The organism is Bacillus sp. FSL K6-1560, assembly GCF_038592935.1.
GTDB lineage: Bacteria > Bacillota > Bacilli > Bacillales > Bacillaceae > Bacillus > Bacillus subtilis.
In genome coordinates this window covers 3,243,029-3,261,269 of record NZ_CP151946.1, presented here as the reverse complement: position 1 = coordinate 3,261,269, position 18,241 = coordinate 3,243,029, and the positions used below count along the sequence as shown (strand labels likewise).

Sequence of the window (18,241 nt, the reverse complement as noted above, 5' to 3'; positions counted from 1 at the left end):
GTTTTTGCATTTCTCCATTAAGCATCTTTTTTAATCGGCAATCCAAGGCCTTCTGCCACGCGTTTTCCGTATTCAGGATCCGCTTTGTAGAAGTGCTCGATTTGGCGCAGCTTGATTTCTTCTTTTTCTACCGGCTTCATAGCATTAACGATATTTTCAACAAGGCGGGTACGTTCATCTTCACTCATTAAACGATACAGATCACCGGCTTGAGTGTAGTGATCGTTGTGATCGTAGCTTACGCTGTCAGCGATACCTTGTACCGGATATGCTGCTTGCTTATCCTCAGGTGACTCTTTTGGACCGCCGAAGCTGTTAGGCTCGTAATACACAGATCCGCCGCCGTTATCATCAAAACGCATTTGCCCATCACGCTGATAATTGTTTACTTTGTTGCGTGCGCGGTTGATTGGCAGCGCTTGATGGTTTGCACCGACACGGTAGCGGTGTGCATCATGATAAGCAAACAGTCGGCCTTGAAGCATTTTATCAGGAGAAACATCAATACCAGGCACGAGTGTTCCAGGTGAAAATGTCGCTTGTTCTACCTCTGCAAAGTAGTTTTCCGGATTTCTGTCTAGAACCATGCGTCCGACCTCGATTAACGGGTAGTCTTTTTGAGACCAAACTTTTGTGACATCAAACGGATCGAAACGATACGTATTTGCATCTTCTAAAGGCATGATTTGCACATATAGTTTCCATGCAGGATAATCACCGTTTTCGATTGCGTTGAAAAGGTCTTCTGTATGGTAATCAGGGTTTTCACCGGCAATTTTTGCTGCCGTATTGACATCAAGGTTTTTCACGCCTTGTTCTGTTTTAAAGTGATATTTAATCCATACGCCTTCACCTTCGGCATTTGTCCATTTGAATGTATGGCTTCCGAAGCCGTGCATGTGGCGAAGTGTTGCAGGAATTCCGCGGTCAGACATCAGGATTGTCACTTGGTGAAGTGACTCTGGTGAAAGTGACCAGAAATCCCATACAGCCGTAGGGTTTTTTAGATGTGTTTTTGGATCTCTTTTTTGTGTATGGATAAAATCAGGGAACTTAATCGCATCGCGGATAAAGAATACAGGCGTATTGTTGCCGACGATGTCGTAGTTTCCTTCTTCAGTATAAAATTTAACAGCAAATCCGCGCGGATCGCGAACTGTGTCAGCAGAGCCAAGTTCACCGGCAACTGTTGAGAAACGGATGAACAACGGTGTGCGTTTGCCGACTTCAGAAAGGAAAGCGGCTTTCGTGTATTTTGTTACGTCGTTTGTCACTTCAAAATATCCGTGTGCGCCTGCTCCTTTGGCGTGAACAACACGTTCAGGAACACGTTCTCGGTTGAAATGGGCCAATTTTTCGAGTAAATGTACATCTTGAATTAAAGTTGGTCCGCGAGAACCGGCAGTCATTGAGTTTTGATTATCTCCAACCGGAGCGCCCCAGCTAGTTGTCAGTTTATTTGAACTCATGTTATCACCTCTTGGAATTTATAAGAACATAATATCATCTCTAAGTAAAAAGTCAATATTATTTTATAATTATTATAAAATAGTTATCTCTATTAATCGATATCTAGTATCGAAAGTGTTGAAAAACCTTGTTGTAACAGCTTTTTATGACACTTAATAATTTTTGGAGAAATAATTTTTCCTTCTCTATTTGCGAAACAAGCAGAGTAAGTGATAAACAAGGATATCAAAAATCGTATTTAAAAAAGAGTTGACATATCGGAATAATTTGAATTAACATGTTATTCAAACAAAAAAACAATTGGGCAGCTGATCGGACCGCCGAAGGCTCTCATCTCTACAAGAACAGAGATGGGGGCCTTTTTGTTTTTTTGAAGGCGGGGTTGGCAGAAAGAGAGGGATAAAAGTGGCTGTGACCATCAGCATCAAAGAAAAGGCATTTGTTCAAGAGGGCCGCAAAAACACGGTCTTAGAGAACATAGAATTATCAATCGCACCAGGCGAATTTCTAACGCTTATCGGACCGAGCGGGTGTGGAAAAAGCACCCTGTTAAAGATTATTGCAGGGCTTGATTCTGAATATGACGGGAGTGTGGAAATTAACGGCCGCAGCGTAACAGCTCCGGGTATTCAGCAAGGATTTATTTTTCAGGAACACCGCCTCTTTCCTTGGCTGACTGTTGAGCAGAATATTGCAGCCGACTTGAATTTGAAGGACCCAAAAGTCAAACAAAAGGTGGATGAACTGATCGAGATTGTCAGATTGAAAGGATCGGAAAAAGCATATCCGCGCGAGCTGTCAGGCGGCATGTCACAAAGAGTAGCCATCGCCCGGGCCCTTCTGCGGGAGCCTGAGGTGCTACTTTTAGATGAACCGTTTGGTGCACTCGACGCTTTTACAAGAAAACACCTGCAGGACGTGCTGCTGGATATATGGAGGAGGAAAAAAACAACGATGATTCTCGTGACTCATGATATAGATGAATCTGTTTATTTAGGAAATGAGCTTGCGATCCTTAAGGCCAAACCGGGGAAAATCCATAAGCTGATACCCATTCACCTGGCGTATCCGCGGAACCGGACGACTCCGGATTTCCAAGCGATCAGACAGAGAGTGCTGTCGGAATTCGAGAAAACAGAAGATTTGGAGTACGCAGAAGGATCAGGGATATAGAAAGGGCGGAAGCGGAAATGAAAAAAGGACTCATTGTATTGGTTGCCGTTATTTTTCTGCTCGCAGGCTGTGGAGCAAATGGAGCCAGCGGTGACCACAAACAATTGAAGGAAATTCGTATTGGTATTCAGCAAAGCTTAAGCCCGCTTTTGATCGCAAAAGAAAAAGGCTGGTTCGAAGATGCATTTGAAAAAGAAGGCATCAAAGTGAAATGGGTGGAGTTTCAAAGCGGTCCGCCCCAATTTGAAGGCCTTGCGGCAGACAAACTTGATTTTTCTCAAGTCGGTAATTCGCCTGTGATCGCTGGACAGGCGGCAGGCATTGACTTTAAAGAAATCGGTTTGTCTCAGGACGGCTTGAAAGCAAACGGCATCCTTGTCAATCGAAACAGCGGCATTCAAGACGTTAAGGGCTTAAAGGGGAAGAAAATTGCAGTCGCCAAAGGCAGCAGCGGGTTTGATTTTTTGTATAAAGCGCTTGATCAAGTGGGGTTGTCAGCTAACGATGTGACAATTATTCAGCTTCAGCCTGATGAAGCAGCTTCCGCATTTGAAAACGGATCTGTTGATGCCTGGTCCATTTGGGAGCCGTACTTGTCCTTAGAAACAATGAAACACGGAGCAAAAATCCTTGTGAACGGAGAAAGCACAGATTTATATTCACCGGGTTTTACTTTAGTAAGAACAAAGTTTTCAGAAGAGCATCCAGACGAAGTGGTCCGTTTTCTGAAGGTGTTTAATAAAGCCGTTGTATGGCAAAAGGAACATCTGGGTGAAGCAGCGGACTTATATTCTGACATTAAAGATCTCGATAAAAAGGTCGTCGAAAATGTGCTGAAAAATACTGAACCTCTGAATGAGGTCATCAGTGACGACATTGTAAAAGCGCAGCAGGAAACAGCAGATTTTCAATTTCGAACAAAGGCGATAGATAAGAAGATTGATGTGAAGGATGTTGTCGATAACAGTTTTATCAAAAAAGCATTAAAGGAACATTCCTCAGGAGGTGATCAATGATGAAAGCAGAGGCTGCGGGCTCGCTGCCCAAAACGAATGCGGAAGCGGTGCGAAAAAAGCCCGGAAGGAAGAGATACGGCTTTATGAAGGGGCTTTTACTGCCCGCTGTCATCATTGCCATCTGGCAGGTCATCGGCGGGCTGGGGATTGTGTCCGCTACAGTGCTGCCTACACCTGTTACGATTGTTCTGACCTTTAAGGAGCTTATTTTGTCCGGCGAACTGTTCGGCCATCTGCAAATCAGCATTTATCGGGCGGCGCTTGGTTTTTTGCTTGGCGCAGGGCTTGGATTGATGATCGGGATTTTGGCCGGATTCTCCAAACGGACGGAGCTGTATCTTGATCCGTCGTTGCAAATGCTTAGAACCGTACCTCATCTGGCCGTCACGCCGCTGTTTATTTTATGGTTCGGATTTGACGAAGTATCTAAAATTTTGCTGATTGCGCTCGGTGCCTTCTTTCCTGTCTATATCAATACGTTTAACGGCATCCGCGGGGTTGACGCGAAGCTGTTTGAAGTCGCCCGGGTGCTTGAATTTAAATGGCATCAGCAAATATCCAAAGTGATATTGCCGGCAGCCCTGCCCAATATATTGCTAGGCATTCGCTTATCGCTCGGCATTGCATGGCTCGGGCTCGTTGTGGCAGAGCTGATGGGCTCAAGCGCGGGAGTCGGCTATATGATCATGGATGCGAGACAGTTTTCACAAACGAATAAAGTCTTTGCAGGGATTATCATTTTTGCAGTGGTTGGAAAGCTGACGGATTCCTTCGTCAGGCTGCTTGAACGAAAGCTGTTAAAGTGGAGAAACAGCTACGAAGGATAAAAGATATAAGGGGAGATGAATATGGAAATTCTTTGGTTTATACCGACTCATGGAGACGCGAGATATTTAGGATCTGAAAGTGATGGACGGACTGCGGATCATCTTTACTTTAAACAAGTCGCGCAGGCGGCAGACAGGCTGGGATATACAGGAGTTCTTCTGCCGACGGGAAGATCGTGCGAGGACCCGTGGCTTACAGCGTCGGCACTGGCAGGAGAAACAAAGGACTTAAAGTTTTTAGTCGCGGTAAGACCTGGTTTAATGCAGCCTTCTCTGGCAGCCAGAATGACGTCCACTCTAGACCGCATTTCAGACGGCCGGCTGCTGATCAACGTTGTGGCTGGGGGCGATCCGTATGAGCTGGCAGGCGATGGCCTGTTTATCAGCCATGATGAGCGCTACGAGGCAACAGACGAATTTTTAACCGTTTGGCGGAGACTTTTGCAGGGAGAAACGGTTTCCTATGAAGGAAAGCATATAAAAGTGGAAAACAGCAATCTGCTTTTCCCGCCGCAGCAAGAGCCGCATCCGCCCATCTATTTCGGTGGTTCGTCACAGGCTGGGATTGAAGCTGCCGCAAAGCATACAGACGTGTACTTGACATGGGGTGAGCCGCCTGAACAAGTAAAAGAAAAAATAGAAAGAGTCAAAAAGCAAGCGGCAAAAGAAGGGAGATCCGTTCGATTTGGCATTAGGCTGCATGTCATTGCCCGTGAAACTGAACAAGAGGCATGGGAAGCGGCAGAGCGCTTGATCAGCCACTTGGATGATGACACCATTGCCAAAGCGCAGGCAGCTTTGAGCCGTTACGACTCTTCAGGCCAGCAGCGGATGGCCGTCCTTCATCAAGGCGATCGGACGAAGCTTGAAATCAGCCCGAATCTGTGGGCGGGGATCGGCCTGGTCAGAGGAGGGGCAGGAACAGCTCTTGTCGGTGATCCGCAGACGATTGCCGACCGGATAGCGGAGTACCAGGCACTCGGCATAGAATCGTTTATATTCTCCGGCTATCCGCATTTAGAAGAAGCGTATTATTTTGCAGAGCTTGTATTTCCGCTTTTGCCGTTTGAAAATGATCGGACGAGAAAGCTTCAGAACAAAAGGGGAGAAGCGGTAGGAAACACTTATTTTGTCAAAGAGAAAAATGCATGAGTTTAACTAAAATACAGCCCCCCGAACATGGTATGATATTCAAAAAAAGGGGGCTTTTTTTCTGAAAACATTGAGAAGCGCGGCAGTCATTTGCCTCATAGCTATGCTGTCAGCATGCGGACATTCAAAACAGATGGAAATCAAAGCGGCGGACATATCAGATCTTGAAAAAAACAGAATGGATGTCGCAGCTTCACAGGCATTCACTGCCGAAGCCGTCAATATCGGTGAAGGTATTTCTTCAGCTGACATGTACATCGAACATTATCAAAAGGGAAAGCTTGTTGAGAGGTTTGGACCGGTTCGTGCAGATTATTCAGAGGAAAAACCCGATACCATACAATTTGTTTATTTTGAGAATGAAGAGGGGGAAGGAAAGAATAAACATACCACCATTCATTTTGGCATTGTGGATAAACAGGGAAATATAGCGGCTGATTCATCGGTGAAACGCGACGATAGCACAACACAGGAAATGACTCAGAATATTTCATCGCCGGAACCGATTACTTTCGAGAAGCCTGCTTTGATCGGCAGCAGTATTAGAGGGACTGACGAGACAATGCACACCTCTGAACATAAAAAAGAGCTCATTAAGCATCAAGATGCGTTACTGTATTATGTGGAATTGCATCATTAGAGTGGGCGGCTTCAAGCCGTCTGTTTTACAAAGCGGTATGCTTGCTTTTTTGAATGGTGCATGATACATTTTAAATCGTAACAATTTCGATTTAAAGGGAGGCTATGTGACTTGGCTAAAAAATCAAAAGTGGCAAAAGAGTTAAAACGCCAACAGCTTGTTGAGCAATACGCTGGTATTAGACGCGAGTTGAAGGAAAAAGGAGATTACGAGGCACTCAGCAAGCTGCCAAGAGATTCAGCACCGGGAAGGCTTCACAACCGCTGCATGGTAACGGGGCGCCCGAGAGCATATATGAGGAAGTTTAAAATGTCCAGAATCGCTTTCAGGGAGCTGGCCCATAAAGGCCAGATTCCCGGTGTGAAAAAAGCAAGCTGGTAAGAAAAAACTCCGGCCGATTACAGCGCGCCGGAGTTTTTTTCGTTTTTCTTGAAAGAGATGACGTAGGAAAGGTGCTGGATGATCATGATGATAAACACAATAATAATAGGGAAAAACGGAATGCGCGATTGAAATAGCGGATAAAAAATGAGAAGAACCGCTGCGGCAGGCAGCGAGAAGTAGACAGCGATATATGACGCGCGACATGCTTTTGCCGTCATCATCTGCTCTCTTTCATCCTGCTCTTCAAACTCATCAGGCAGAAGAAGCTGTTTTCTGGCAGGGCGGCTTTTTTTCTGTAAGTACAAATAAACCGCAGACGCCGCAACAAACAGAATAAAGGGGGTGAGGTTTAATTCAAACACCATCCCGCCGCTCTTTGTGCGAAAAAAAGATGCAATTCCTTCTGACGCTTCAAAGTATGCAATCAGCGTCCAGCATGCAAGGCCAAATAACACAAGTTGAAAAGCTGCTTTTGTTTTCATGCTCATCTTAGTTTTCCTCCTCTAACCAAAAGACATCCTCCATTTTCATGGAGAAGGCTTTGCAGATTTTCAGTGCTAACAGCAGTGAGGGAACATAATCGCCTTTTTCAATCGCTGCCACAGTCTGTCTTGTGACGCCGACTGTTTCTCCTAGTTTTTCCTGAGAATAGCCGAAGCGTGCCCTCAGCTCTTTTACTTTATTTTTCATCATGACGTCTGTCCCCTTCACAATCTCGATTGATTATATTGTATAGTATACTTAACATTATGTAAATGGAACTTAACAACTTTACAAAAAGATAACTTTTTTTCGACAAAATTTTTATATTCCCTTGACGAAAAATAAATAAACATGTAATATAAAAAAAGTCAGAGCGGTACTGTTGCTGACAATCATAAATGCGGGTGTAGTTTAGTGGTAAAACCTCAGCCTTCCAAGCTGATGTCGTGAGTTCGATTCTCATCACCCGCTCCATACATACGTTATTAACGCAGTGTTTCGTTTCTCAGATAAACGAAGTATTGCGTTTTTTTATGTAAAAAAGAACACGACATTCGTGTTCTTTTACGTAAGCCAATGTACTGTATGGGTGCCGCCGTGAATTTGTTCAAACATTTTCGTTAATGATGATAAGAGGTTAACAGCGCTGCTTTTCTCAATCGATGGCGGGAAAAAAATGATTTGCAGCATATTCTTAGTCTCGTTTGAAACGGGATAGTGGTTGACGTTGTTTTTGAAATCGCCAAAAATGCCGTTTTCATCAGAGAAAAGCAGTATGTTTTCTTTTTCTCCCAATGAGATCCGGACCGGCTCATGAAGCTTTCCGGCATCATAAATCATAATAGGCAGAGAATATTTTAATGCGAAAAAATCGATTGTGTCATGGGCCGAGTCTTTACTTTCCATGAATTGTTCCTTGGATATCGGGACCAGCATGTCCTCCATTGGGGTTGTTTCTCCCTCAAATGAAGGGTTAAGCTGTTTAAAGAGTTCCTGCCATTCCTTGACGAAGGATTCATCGGATATACCGCCGTCCGCATAGTCGAAAAACAAGGATTCTTGAAACAGGCGGAGTCTGCCTTTCAGCATTTGCGGTGAGGAGCCGACTTCGATATTCTCATAAATGACAGCAGCTGCATGTAAGCCGGCCGCACGTTCAGTAATAACAGAATCAAGTTTGATATTCACTAGCATTCACTCCAGTTACGTGATATCAACCTATTATAAACGCTGTATCGTTTTATCACAAAGAAAGGAGGCTGTGCAAAACATGAACGTTTATCAGCTCAAAGAAGAATTAGTTGAATACGCGAAAAGCATTGGCGTGGACAAGATTGGTTTTACGACCGCTGATACTTTTGACAGTTTAAAAGACCGTTTGATTCTTCAAGAATCACTCGGCTATCTCTCCGGCTTTGAAGAGCCGGATATCGAAAAAAGGGTGACGCCGAAGCTTCTTTTGCCGAAAGCGAAATCAATAGTGGCAATTGCTCTCGCATATCCTTCCAGAATGAAGGATGCGCCGAGAAGCACGAGAACTGAGCGCAGGGGCATTTTTTGCAGAGCTTCCTGGGGAAAAGACTATCATGATGTGTTGAGGGAAAAGCTTGATCTGCTGGAGGATTTTCTAAAAAGCAAGCATGAGGATATCAGAACGAAGTCAATGGTTGATACAGGTGAATTGTCTGATCGCGCCGTTGCGGAACGTGCCGGAATTGGATTCAGTGCGAAAAACTGTATGATCACAACACCCGAGTATGGCTCTTATGTGTATTTGGCGGAAATGATCACAAATATCCCTTTTGAGCCTGATGTGCCGATTGAAGATATGTGCGGGTCCTGCACGAAATGCTTGGATGCCTGTCCGACGGGAGCCCTGGTTAATCCCGGGCAGCTTAATGCGCAGCGCTGCATCTCTTTTCTAACCCAGACAAAAGGATTTTTACCTGATGAATTCCGGACAAAAATCGGAAACCGCCTGTACGGGTGCGATACGTGCCAAACGGTATGCCCTCTCAATAAAGGGAAGGATTTTCATCTTCATCCGGAAATGGAGCCTGATCCTGAGATTGCCAAACCGTTATTGAAGCCGCTTTTGACCATCAGCAATCGGGAATTTAAGGAGAAATTCGGGCATGTCTCAGGTTCTTGGCGCGGGAAAAAACCGATTCAGCGAAACGCCATTCTCGCGCTAGCGCATTTTAAGGATGCTTCCGCACTGCCTGAATTGGCGGAACTGATGCATAAGGATCCGCGTCCTGTCATCAGGGGGACAGCCGCATGGGCAATCGGAAAAATCGGAGACCCCGCATACGCGGAAGAGCTTGAAAAAGCGCTGGAAAAAGAGAAGGATGAAGAGGCAAAGCTGGAAATTGAAAAAGGAATTGAGTTGCTAAAAGCTTCAGGCATGACTAAACAAGGCCTGTCCTGACATACGTATAGAGCAGAAGGAAAAAACACTTGAGATCATCCAAGTGTTTTTTCTCTATAAAAAAGTATGGCGGGTGGGGTGAACTTGAAGTACATTTTAGAACAATTAGCGGAGGAGCGGCTGGGCTTTCTGGTTAACGGGCATGCTATGAGACAGGAGTCTCAAGTCGGAGACCTTAAAGTCATGGAGCGTAAGAAAAAGCTTCTGGAAAAACGTAAAGTTGACATCATAAAAGCGAAAGCAAAGGCCGTGATTAATCATGTGCGGGTTGAGGATGACGGAACGACCTGCCTTTCGTATACCATCCATTACGAATACGTGTGTAAGGAACAAGATGACAGCTTGTATATAGAAGAGCACATAGAGGAGCGAATGGCTTTCCTGTATGATCACATTTTGATTAGTGATCAGGAAATTGCGAAAAAGCCGGCTGGATTTCATGAAGGGACCAGTATTATTGACTATTCTGAAGCTGAAGAGGAAAGAGAAGCGTTTGGCAGGGCTTTTCAATACGATCGTCTCGGCGCTGTCCAATATGCCGAGAAATTTTGGAACAAGCGCAATCCTGCTTATAAAAATTTCAGCGATAACTGTACAAATTTTATTTCTCAGTGTCTTCATGCAGGAGGCGCGCCGATGCGCGGTCATCCGAACAGGGGATCAGGCTGGTGGATGAAACAAAGCTCATGGAGCTACAGCTGGACGGTGGCTCACTCTATGAAAATGTATTTGTCGAATTCAAAGGCCGGACTGCGTGCGGTGCGGGTGAAATCAGCGGAAGAACTGATGCCGGGCGATGTGATTTGCTATGACTTCGAAGGAGACGGCCGGTTTAATCATACAACGATTGTCGTGGCAAAGGACAAAGGCAATATGCCGCTTGTCAACGCCCAGACCTATGACAGCCGGATGAGGTATTGGTCATATGAGGATTCTACGGCATACACGCCGTCAATACGATATGCCTTTTTTCATATCGTTGATGATACGACAAAAGAGTAATTAATGTTATAATGATGGGCGGATAAGAAAAACAGAGGTGAACATTGTGGCATTACATGTCGTTTTATATCAACCAGAAATTCCCGCTAACACAGGGAATATTGCACGTACTTGTGCAGCAACCAATACAACGCTACACCTGATTCGTCCGCTCGGCTTTTCAACGGATGATAAAATGCTGAAGCGTGCCGGACTCGATTATTGGGAGTTTGTTAACGTTGTGTATCATGATTCGTTAGAAGAATTGTTTGAGGCATATAAAAAAGGCAAGTTTTTCTTTATTACAAAATTTGGCCAGCAGCCTCATACATCATTTGATTACACTGATCTTGACGAGGATTATTTCTTCGTGTTCGGAAGAGAAACAAGCGGTTTGCCAAAAGATTTAATTCAAAATAATATGGACCGCTGCCTGCGTCTTCCGATGACAGAGCACGTCAGATCGTTAAATCTGTCCAATACTGCCGCGATTCTTGTTTATGAAGCGCTGCGCCAGCAAAATTACCGTGATTTAAAATAGTGAAAAAACCCGCTCATCGATGATGGGCGGGTTTTTTTGCGGATGTTGAAATGCTTTGTTTCGTTTTTGGGCTTAACAACGTAACAGTGTTATGTTACAATGTACCCATCAAAGGAGCTGGACTTATGGAAAAACAATTAATCTCTAAAAAAGAATTACTTGAAAGAACATCGATTTCATACGGTCAGCTGTATCGATGGAAGCGGAAAAACTTAATACCTGAGGAATGGTTTATTCGTAAATCCACATTTACAGGGCAAGAGACGTTTTTTCCGAGAGAGGAGATTTTAAAACGTATATCAATGATTCAAAAGATGAAAGAAAATTTGTCTTTGGATGAAATGAGGGAAATGCTGTCGCCGAAAATGAAGGATGTCAGCATGACCGCTGATGAATTGCTTCATAAAGGTTTGGTTTCAAGGCCTGCTCTTGAAGCCTATTCAGAAGACGGAGGAAGTCCGGTTTTTTCATCCAGCGATTTGCTTTCGCTGTTTGTACTTGAGGGCCTGCTGCAGTCTGGAAATGTCAGCCTTGCAGAAGCAAAAATGGCTGCAGAGGTATTAAAGAAGCATGATACTGAAGAGATTGAAAAACAGACGGAGCTGATTGTGCTCCGCAAGCTCGGTGTTACAACTTGTTTTATAGCGGCTGCGGCGGACAGCATTTTGTTTGAATCATCCGTAAAGGTTGTGGAACGGGTAGATTTATTAAAAGCTTCAGAGGAATTAAAAACAACATTTATGCAGGAGGGCCATCAATGGATGTAGTGGAAAAGCTGGTGATAAACGGATCAGGAAGTTCAAAGGGAGGAACATTTCAATCTGTTGAGATTAATGGCAGCGGGACAGTGGCCGGGGACGTGGAGTGTGACACTTTTTCTTTTAATGGAAACGGAAAAGCCGACGGCAGCGTCAAAGCGAAAGCGGTAACCATCAGCGGTTCAGGAAAGATACATGGAGACGTTGAAGCAGAATCTATCCGGATGAATGGCACTGGTTTTATTCAAGGAGAGGTATCTGCAAAACAATTGAAAATCGCTGGATCATCAACATTTGGCGGCACTGTCAAGGCTGATGGCATTGACATTAGCGGAAAAGCTGTCATGGAAGCAGATTGTGAAACAGAAACCTTTCAATCAGAAGGGAAATGCAAAATCAGCGGGCTTTTAAATGCAGACCAGGTGATCATTAAGCTTTCTGCAGGGGAAAGCTATGTGCGGGAGATCGGCTGCCGCCATCTTCAAGTGACCTGCAGAAAAGGAATGCTGACATTGCTCAGATTAATGCCGCAGCCTGTTCTAACAGCAGAGCTGATCGAAGGTGACGTGATTGAACTGACAAATACAAAGGCGAAAACCGTGCGCGGAAATAAAGTGGTCATCGGCCCGGATTGCCAGATTGAAACCGTCGAATACAGCGGGGACTATACCTGTGACCCAAGCGCGTCGGTTGAAACATCCACAAAGTTGTAAGGAGGATCGTAATGGAGACAACAAAACTGGGAAATTTAAAATTATATGGCGCTGGGCATGCCGCAGGAGGCGCGTATCACAATGTCAGCATCAAAGGAGAAGGTGTAGTTGGAGAAGGGCTGTCTGCTGTAGGCTGCCGCATATACGGAACGGGCCTTTTTCTCGGAAAAGCAGAGACTGAGCGGCTGCGTGTGCTCGGAGAAAGTGAATGTAAAGGCGATCTGACAGCTGGCAAAATCAATATATATGGGACAATGAAAGTCAGCGGCTCACTTCAATTTGATCGATTCAATCTGAAAGGCCAGACTGAAATTGGCGGGAATATGACTGGAGAATCCTGCGATGTGAAAGGGAAGCTTAGCGTAATAGGTGATTGTGAAACAGAAATGTTCCATGTCACAGGCTGTGTTGATGTATCGGGGTTATTAAATTCGGGTGAGATCAAGCTGAGATTGAGCCATGATATAAGCCATGTGCAGGAAATCGGCGGAACAACAATTACAGTGAAAAGACGCGCGAGTTTTTTTAGCCGGAAGAAAGGGAAGCTGATCGCCGATGTCATAGAAGGAGATCGGGTTTATTTGGAGAATACCGAAGCGGCAGTTGTCAGGGGAAAAGAAGTGATCATCGGGCCGGGATGCAGCATCGGAACGATTGAGTACGAAAACAAATGTGAATGCGATCCGCATTCACAGATTAAAGAAAAAACAAAACTGTAAAACATTGTTCTGTTATACAAAAAGGTGCTCTTTCAGGAGCACCCTTTTTTATTCTTTTCCAGGCTTGCTATCGTATCCTGCGGTAAAAATTGATACTAAAAAAGTGACAATGACACCCATCATGATGATTGTTTTCACCGTCTCTCCCCCTCTTCAATTTTTCCGTGCTGTCCGAGTCTGGATGATTCTGTATTTTTCTTTATTATGAACGGTCGCTGTCTGCCTTGTCAACGATGTATAAGTATCTTTATTTTTAAGAAACCAAAGCATGTATCACGGGATGGCGGCATAGATTGTATCAAAGTACCTTATTTGCATAGTGTATCAAACATGATAGAGGAGGTCCTTATGGATATATTAAAGAAAATTGAACAGTACAGAGAGGAAGAGCAGCGGCTGAAATGGGAAGGAACTTTCGCCGATTATTTGGAGATTATTAAAGAAAATCCGATGGTCGCGCAATCTGCTCATTCTCGAGTTTTTAATATGATAAAAGACAGCGGGATAGAGGAGATTGACGGACGCAAGAAGTACAGTTTTTTTGACCGCGAGCTGTTCGGGCTTGAAGAATCTCTGGAGCGTCTTGTGGAAGAGTATTTTCATCCGGCTGCCAAACGTCTAGATGTCAGAAAGCGGATTCTATTGCTGATGGGGCCTGTGAGCGGTGGTAAATCTACGCTGGTCACAATGCTTAAAAAAGGTCTCGAAGCATACACGCTGACAGATAATGGCGCTGTATATGCGATTAAAGGCTGCCCGATGCACGAGGACCCTCTACATTTAATCCCCCATCATTTACGCGATGACTTTTACAGAGAATACGGCATTAGAATAGAAGGAAGTCTTTCTCCTTTAAATGTCATGAGGCTGGAGGAAGAGTACGGAGGAAGAATTGAGGATGTGAAGGTGGAGCGCATCTTCTTTTCAGAAGATAAGCGTACGGGAATTGGAACATTCAGTCCCTCTGATCCGAAATCTCAAGATATCGCCGATTTGACGGGGAGTATTGATTTCTCAACAATCGCCGAGTACGGTTCCGAATCAGATCCGCGCGCTTACCGGTTTGACGGAGAGCTGAATAAAGCGAACCGCGGGATGATGGAGTTTCAGGAGATGCTGAAATGTGATGAGAAATTTCTCTGGCATTTGCTTTCCTTGACACAGGAAGGGAATTTTAAAGCTGGGCGGTTTGCGTTAATTTCTGCTGATGAGCTGATCGTGGCTCACACGAATGAAACGGAGTATCGCTCATTTATTTCTAATAAGAAGAATGAAGCCCTGCACTCAAGAATCATCGTGATGCCGGTTCCTTATAATTTAAAAGTGTCTGAGGAAGAGAGAATTTATGAAAAAATGATCGCAGAAAGCGATGTGGCGGATGTTCATATTGCCCCGCATACGTTGAAGGTCGCCGCGATGTTCTCAATCCTTACCCGGTTAAAAGAGCCGAAGCGGTCGGATATTGATCTGGTCAAGAAAATGAGACTGTATGATGGAGAAAGTGTGGAAGGATATAATTCTGTCGACGTTGAGGATATGAAAAAAGAATATAATGATGAAGGCATGAGCGGCATTGATCCGCGGTACGTGATCAACCGGATTTCTTCAACGATTATCAGAAAAAATATGGAATCGATTAATTCTCTCGATGTCCTTCGCTCCTTAAAAGAAGGTCTTGATCAGCACCCATCAATTTCAAGCGAGGACAGGGAGCGGTATTTGAATTTTATTTCTGCCGCCCGCAAGGAATATGACGACATTGCGAAAAAGGAAGTTCAAAAAGCGTTTGTGTATTCGTATGAAGAATCAGCAAAAACACTTATGGACAATTACCTCGATAACGTAGAGGCTTATTGCAATAAAAATAAGCTTCGTGATCCTTTGACAGGAGAGGAAATGAACCCTGACGAAAAGCTGATGAGATCCATCGAAGAGCAGATCGGCATTTCGGAAAACGCCAAAAAAGCGTTCCGCGAAGAAATTTTAATCCGCATCTCGGCCTATGCGAGAAAAGGCAAGCGGTTTGATTACAATTCCCATGAAAGACTGCGTGAAGCTATTCAGAAAAAGCTGTTTGCTGATCTGAAGGATGTCGTTAAAATTACGACCTCAACAAAAACGCCGGATGAGCAGCAGCTGAAAAAGGTAAATGAAGTCGTGGCCCGTTTAATTGATGAGCACGGCTACAACTCGACGAGCGCCAATGAGCTGCTGAAATATGTCGGCAGCCTGCTGAACCGATAAGCAACGTGACCCGTCCGAATAGGGCGGGTTATTTTGTCCCATTTTCTAAATAGTTTGTCAATTAAACGTGCATATGTGCATATGATGAATATAAATCTTTCAAAAGACTTGTTTCATAATCTGGCACAAGCCGGAATACGTATGTATCACGACCACAAATGGTTAAGGAGGGGAATTCATGTCCCAAAATGACAGCGGCCATTTTTTGATTTCTGAGGAAAACTGGTCCCTCCATCGCAAAGGCTTCGATGACCAGCAGCGCCACCAGAAAAAAGTGCAGGAAGCGATCAAAAACAATCTTCCGGACCTCGTAACTGAGGAAAGCATTATTATGTCTAATGGAAAAGATGTAGTGAAGATCCCAATCCGTTCACTTGATGAGTATAAAATCCGTTATAACTATGATAAAAATAAACATGTAGGGCAAGGAGACGGCGAGAGCCAGGTTGGAGATGTTGTGGCCCGGGATGGATCAGACAAAAAACAAGGGCCTGGAAAAGGGCAGGGTGCCGGTGATCAGGCAGGCGAGGATTATTATGAAGCGGAAGTTTCATTAATGGATTTAGAAGAAGCGCTTTTTAAAGAATTAGAGCTTCCGAATCTCCAGCAAAAAGAGCGGGACAATATCATTCATACAGATATCGAGTTTAATGATATCCGTAAAACAGGGTTAACCGGTAATATTGATAAGAAAAGAACGATGATGTCAGCCTTTAAACGAAACGCAATGTCAGGAAAACCGTCGTTCTACCCAATTTATCCGGAGGACCTGAAATATAAGACGTGGAATGACATCACAAAGCCCGAATCAAAAGCCGTCGTTTTAGCCATGATGGATACAAGCGGCAGTATGGGGGTTTGGGAAAAATACATGGCCAGAAGCTTCTTTTTCTGGATGACCCGTTTTTTGCGGACAAAATACGAGACTGTGGAAATTGAATTTATTGCCCATCATACAGAAGCAAGAGTGGTCTCGGAGGAGGATTTTTTCTCAAAGGGAGAAAGCGGCGGAACCATTTGTTCTTCCGTATATCGGAAGTCGCTTGAGCTTATTGATGAAAAGTACAATCCCGCCCGCTATAACATTTACCCGTTTCATTTTTCTGACGGTGACAACCTGACATCTGATAACGCGCGCTGTGTGAAGCTGGTCAATGATATTATGAAGAAGGCCAATCTGTTTTGCTACGGCGAGGTCAATCAGTACAACAGGCATTCAACGTTAATGTCTGCATATAAAAATGTAAAAGATGAGAAATTTAAGTACTATATTTTAAAACAGAAATCTGATGTTTTTCAGGCTCTAAAGAACTTTTTCAGAAATGAAGAGTCTGGTGTAAGCCATCAATTTTCGTAATGAAAAGCCCATTTCAGGGCTTTTTTTATTTAATAAAAGCAAGAAAACGCTTGCGAAAAAAATACGGGAGAAAAAGAAATTTTTCCTTTGACAAATCTTCTTTCATTTATTAATATTTTATCTTGTGAACTATTATTGAGGAATGAGGTGAAAAGGAGTTGACTGAATCAGAACGTGCTTTGCTCACTTTTGAACAGCTCTTCGATACGTCTCGGGCGATATATAAAAAACAGAAGAAGATATTGGAGATTGTGCTTGAGCCTTTTGATATTACAGTCCTTCAATATTTGCTGATGTTTAAAATTCATCAAAGCGGAAGCACCCCGCTAAGCAAGCTGGCAATGTCGCTTGATCTTAAGCCTGCTTCTGTGACGCGGATGACAGATATTCTGTATAAGCGCCAATTGATGAATCGATATGACAGTCCGGATGACCGCCGTATCGTCATGATTCAGTTAACCGAAGAGGGGGAAGAACTGATAGAAAAAGCCGCTGTGCAATATGCAAAAATGGGTGCTGGCTTGTACCAAAAGCTTGATACCTCCCAGCTGCAGTATTTGCGCAAACTAGCCGGAAGCTTAACGAAGCTTGCTGAAGGCTGTTCAGAAAAAAGCGGTAATTAAAAACTTCTCACATATTTTCACCAGCTTTCCGCAAAATGATAGAGGATGAAACGAAAGGAGAAAACAAAATGAACAGAGGACGTTTAATTCTGACCAACATTATCGGTTTGATTGTTGTTCTTGCAATTATAGCTGGAGGTGCTTACTACTATTATCAAAGCACAAACTACGTAAAAACAGATGAAGCAAAAGTAGCGGGCGATATGGCTGCTATTACTGCTCCAGCGGCAGGTAAAGTATCTGACTGGGATCTGGACGAAGGAAAAACAGTGAAAAAAGGCGACACAGTTGCAAAAATCAAAGGCGAACAAACTGTTGACGTAAAATCCATTATGGATGGAACAATTGTGAAAAACGAAGTGAAAAACGGACAAACCGTACAAGCTGGTACAACAATTGCACAAACGATTGACATGGACAACCTATACATCACAGCAAATATTAAAGAAACAGATATTGCGGATATTGAAGTAGGAAATAGTGTAGACGTAGTAGTTGACGGAGATCCTGATACTACATTTGACGGTACTGTAGAAGAAATTGGTTATGCGACTAACTCAACTTTTGATATGCTTCCTTCTACAAATTCAAGCGGAAACTACACAAAAGTAACACAAAAAATTCCTGTGAAAATTTCAATCAAAAACCCATCTGATAAGGTGCTTCCTGGAATGAATGCATCTGTTAAAATTTCTGAGTAAAACAGATCAGTCATCAAACCATGAAAGG

Annotated in this window: 20 protein-coding genes and 1 tRNA gene; 17 read left to right on the top strand and 4 right to left on the bottom strand. The window is 43.9% G+C overall.

The annotated features are described in order from the left end of the window. Nucleotides 1-17: 17 nt before the first annotated feature. Nucleotides 18-1,469, bottom strand: a complete 1,452-nt coding sequence (gene katA / locus NYE22_RS17435) for a catalase KatA (RefSeq protein WP_014476225.1) — start codon at nucleotides 1,467-1,469, stop codon at nucleotides 18-20. Nucleotides 1,470-1,875: 406 nt separating this feature from the next. Between katA and NYE22_RS17430 the strand changes: the two genes are divergently transcribed. From NYE22_RS17430 to rpsN, 6 genes are all read left to right on the top strand, one after another. Then, nucleotides 1,876-2,643 carry an ABC transporter ATP-binding protein gene (locus NYE22_RS17430; protein WP_103803952.1) on the top strand — a complete coding sequence of 256 codons (768 nt, stop codon included), beginning with the start codon at nucleotides 1,876-1,878 and terminating at the stop codon, nucleotides 2,641-2,643. A gap of 17 nt (nucleotides 2,644-2,660) precedes the next feature. Further along, nucleotides 2,661-3,659, top strand: coding sequence for an aliphatic sulfonate ABC transporter substrate-binding protein (locus NYE22_RS17425; protein ID WP_014479237.1), 999 nt, complete (start codon nucleotides 2,661-2,663; stop codon nucleotides 3,657-3,659). After that, nucleotides 3,656-4,486, top strand: a complete 831-nt coding sequence (locus tag NYE22_RS17420; RefSeq protein ID WP_014479238.1) for an ABC transporter permease — start codon at nucleotides 3,656-3,658, stop codon at nucleotides 4,484-4,486. Before NYE22_RS17425 ends, NYE22_RS17420 begins: the two co-directional genes overlap by 4 nt. Before the next feature lie 21 nt (nucleotides 4,487-4,507). Continuing rightward, nucleotides 4,508-5,638 carry an FMNH2-dependent alkanesulfonate monooxygenase gene (gene ssuD / locus NYE22_RS17415; protein WP_003245787.1) on the top strand — a complete coding sequence of 377 codons (1,131 nt, stop codon included), beginning with the start codon at nucleotides 4,508-4,510 and terminating at the stop codon, nucleotides 5,636-5,638. Between the two features lie 103 nt (nucleotides 5,639-5,741). Beyond that, nucleotides 5,742-6,278 carry a hypothetical protein gene (locus NYE22_RS17410; protein ID WP_032725752.1) on the top strand — a complete coding sequence of 179 codons (537 nt, stop codon included), beginning with the start codon at nucleotides 5,742-5,744 and terminating at the stop codon, nucleotides 6,276-6,278. 111 nt (nucleotides 6,279-6,389) lie between these two features. Then, nucleotides 6,390-6,659: a 30S ribosomal protein S14 gene (gene rpsN, locus NYE22_RS17405; protein ID WP_003233455.1), complete on the top strand. Its 270-nt coding sequence runs from the start codon at nucleotides 6,390-6,392 to the stop codon at nucleotides 6,657-6,659. A gap of 17 nt (nucleotides 6,660-6,676) precedes the next feature. Here the strand turns inward: rpsN and NYE22_RS17400 are convergent, their stop codons facing one another. Continuing rightward, nucleotides 6,677-7,150, bottom strand: a complete 474-nt coding sequence (locus tag NYE22_RS17400; RefSeq protein ID WP_047182327.1) for a hypothetical protein — start codon at nucleotides 7,148-7,150, stop codon at nucleotides 6,677-6,679. A 1-nt stretch (nucleotide 7,151) separates the two neighbouring features. Beyond that, nucleotides 7,152-7,352, bottom strand: coding sequence for a helix-turn-helix transcriptional regulator (locus NYE22_RS17395; protein WP_009966860.1), 201 nt, complete (start codon nucleotides 7,350-7,352; stop codon nucleotides 7,152-7,154). A 193-nt stretch (nucleotides 7,353-7,545) separates the two neighbouring features. On the opposite strand from NYE22_RS17395, the gene NYE22_RS17390 reads away from it, so the two are divergent. Next, nucleotides 7,546-7,619: transfer RNA gene (locus NYE22_RS17390), tRNA-Gly, on the top strand. 90 nt (nucleotides 7,620-7,709) lie between these two features. Here NYE22_RS17390 and NYE22_RS17385 read toward each other — a convergent pair. Beyond that, nucleotides 7,710-8,333, bottom strand: coding sequence for a B3/4 domain-containing protein (locus NYE22_RS17385; protein WP_003233449.1), 624 nt, complete (start codon nucleotides 8,331-8,333; stop codon nucleotides 7,710-7,712). An 82-nt stretch (nucleotides 8,334-8,415) separates the two neighbouring features. Here NYE22_RS17385 and queG point away from each other — a divergent pair, with 82 nt between their 5' ends. The 10 genes from queG to NYE22_RS17335 all read left to right on the top strand — a co-directional run bounded on the left by queG (nucleotide 8,416) and on the right by NYE22_RS17335 (nucleotide 18,213). Beyond that, nucleotides 8,416-9,576: a tRNA epoxyqueuosine(34) reductase QueG gene (queG, locus tag NYE22_RS17380; protein ID WP_342412011.1), complete on the top strand. Its 1,161-nt coding sequence runs from the start codon at nucleotides 8,416-8,418 to the stop codon at nucleotides 9,574-9,576. A 66-nt stretch (nucleotides 9,577-9,642) separates the two neighbouring features. After that, on the top strand, nucleotides 9,643-10,578 hold the full coding sequence (locus NYE22_RS17375; RefSeq protein WP_342412010.1) for an amidase domain-containing protein: 936 nt from the start codon (nucleotides 9,643-9,645) through the stop codon (nucleotides 10,576-10,578). A 37-nt stretch (nucleotides 10,579-10,615) separates the two neighbouring features. Further along, the gene (trmL, locus tag NYE22_RS17370) at nucleotides 10,616-11,098 is read left to right on the top strand and encodes a tRNA (uridine(34)/cytosine(34)/5-carboxymethylaminomethyluridine(34)-2'-O)-methyltransferase TrmL (protein WP_010886453.1); all 483 of its coding nucleotides are present in this window, start codon (nucleotides 10,616-10,618) and stop codon (nucleotides 11,096-11,098) included. Nucleotides 11,099-11,223: 125 nt separating this feature from the next. Further along, nucleotides 11,224-11,865 carry a YhbD family protein gene (locus NYE22_RS17365; RefSeq protein WP_283934175.1) on the top strand — a complete coding sequence of 214 codons (642 nt, stop codon included), beginning with the start codon at nucleotides 11,224-11,226 and terminating at the stop codon, nucleotides 11,863-11,865. Continuing rightward, a complete protein-coding gene (locus NYE22_RS17360; protein ID WP_021479697.1) occupies nucleotides 11,856-12,569 on the top strand; it encodes a polymer-forming cytoskeletal protein in 714 nt (237 codons plus the stop codon). Before NYE22_RS17365 ends, NYE22_RS17360 begins: the two co-directional genes overlap by 10 nt. 11 nt (nucleotides 12,570-12,580) lie before the next feature. Beyond that, the gene (locus tag NYE22_RS17355; RefSeq protein WP_032725262.1) at nucleotides 12,581-13,288 is read left to right on the top strand and encodes a hypothetical protein; all 708 of its coding nucleotides are present in this window, start codon (nucleotides 12,581-12,583) and stop codon (nucleotides 13,286-13,288) included. Between the two features lie 348 nt (nucleotides 13,289-13,636). Beyond that, nucleotides 13,637-15,532 (top strand): serine/threonine protein kinase PrkA, encoded by a 1,896-nt coding sequence (gene prkA / locus NYE22_RS17350; protein ID WP_003239626.1) that lies wholly within the window; start codon nucleotides 13,637-13,639, stop codon nucleotides 15,530-15,532. A 178-nt stretch (nucleotides 15,533-15,710) separates the two neighbouring features. Beyond that, nucleotides 15,711-16,889, top strand: coding sequence for a sporulation protein YhbH (yhbH, locus tag NYE22_RS17345; RefSeq protein ID WP_003233432.1), 1,179 nt, complete (start codon nucleotides 15,711-15,713; stop codon nucleotides 16,887-16,889). A 158-nt stretch (nucleotides 16,890-17,047) separates the two neighbouring features. Next, the gene (locus NYE22_RS17340) at nucleotides 17,048-17,512 is read left to right on the top strand and encodes a MarR family transcriptional regulator (protein ID WP_003233431.1); all 465 of its coding nucleotides are present in this window, start codon (nucleotides 17,048-17,050) and stop codon (nucleotides 17,510-17,512) included. Between the two features lie 35 nt (nucleotides 17,513-17,547). Beyond that, on the top strand, nucleotides 17,548-18,213 hold the full coding sequence (locus tag NYE22_RS17335; RefSeq protein ID WP_014476241.1) for an HlyD family efflux transporter periplasmic adaptor subunit: 666 nt from the start codon (nucleotides 17,548-17,550) through the stop codon (nucleotides 18,211-18,213). Nucleotides 18,214-18,241: the final 28 nt, after the last annotated feature.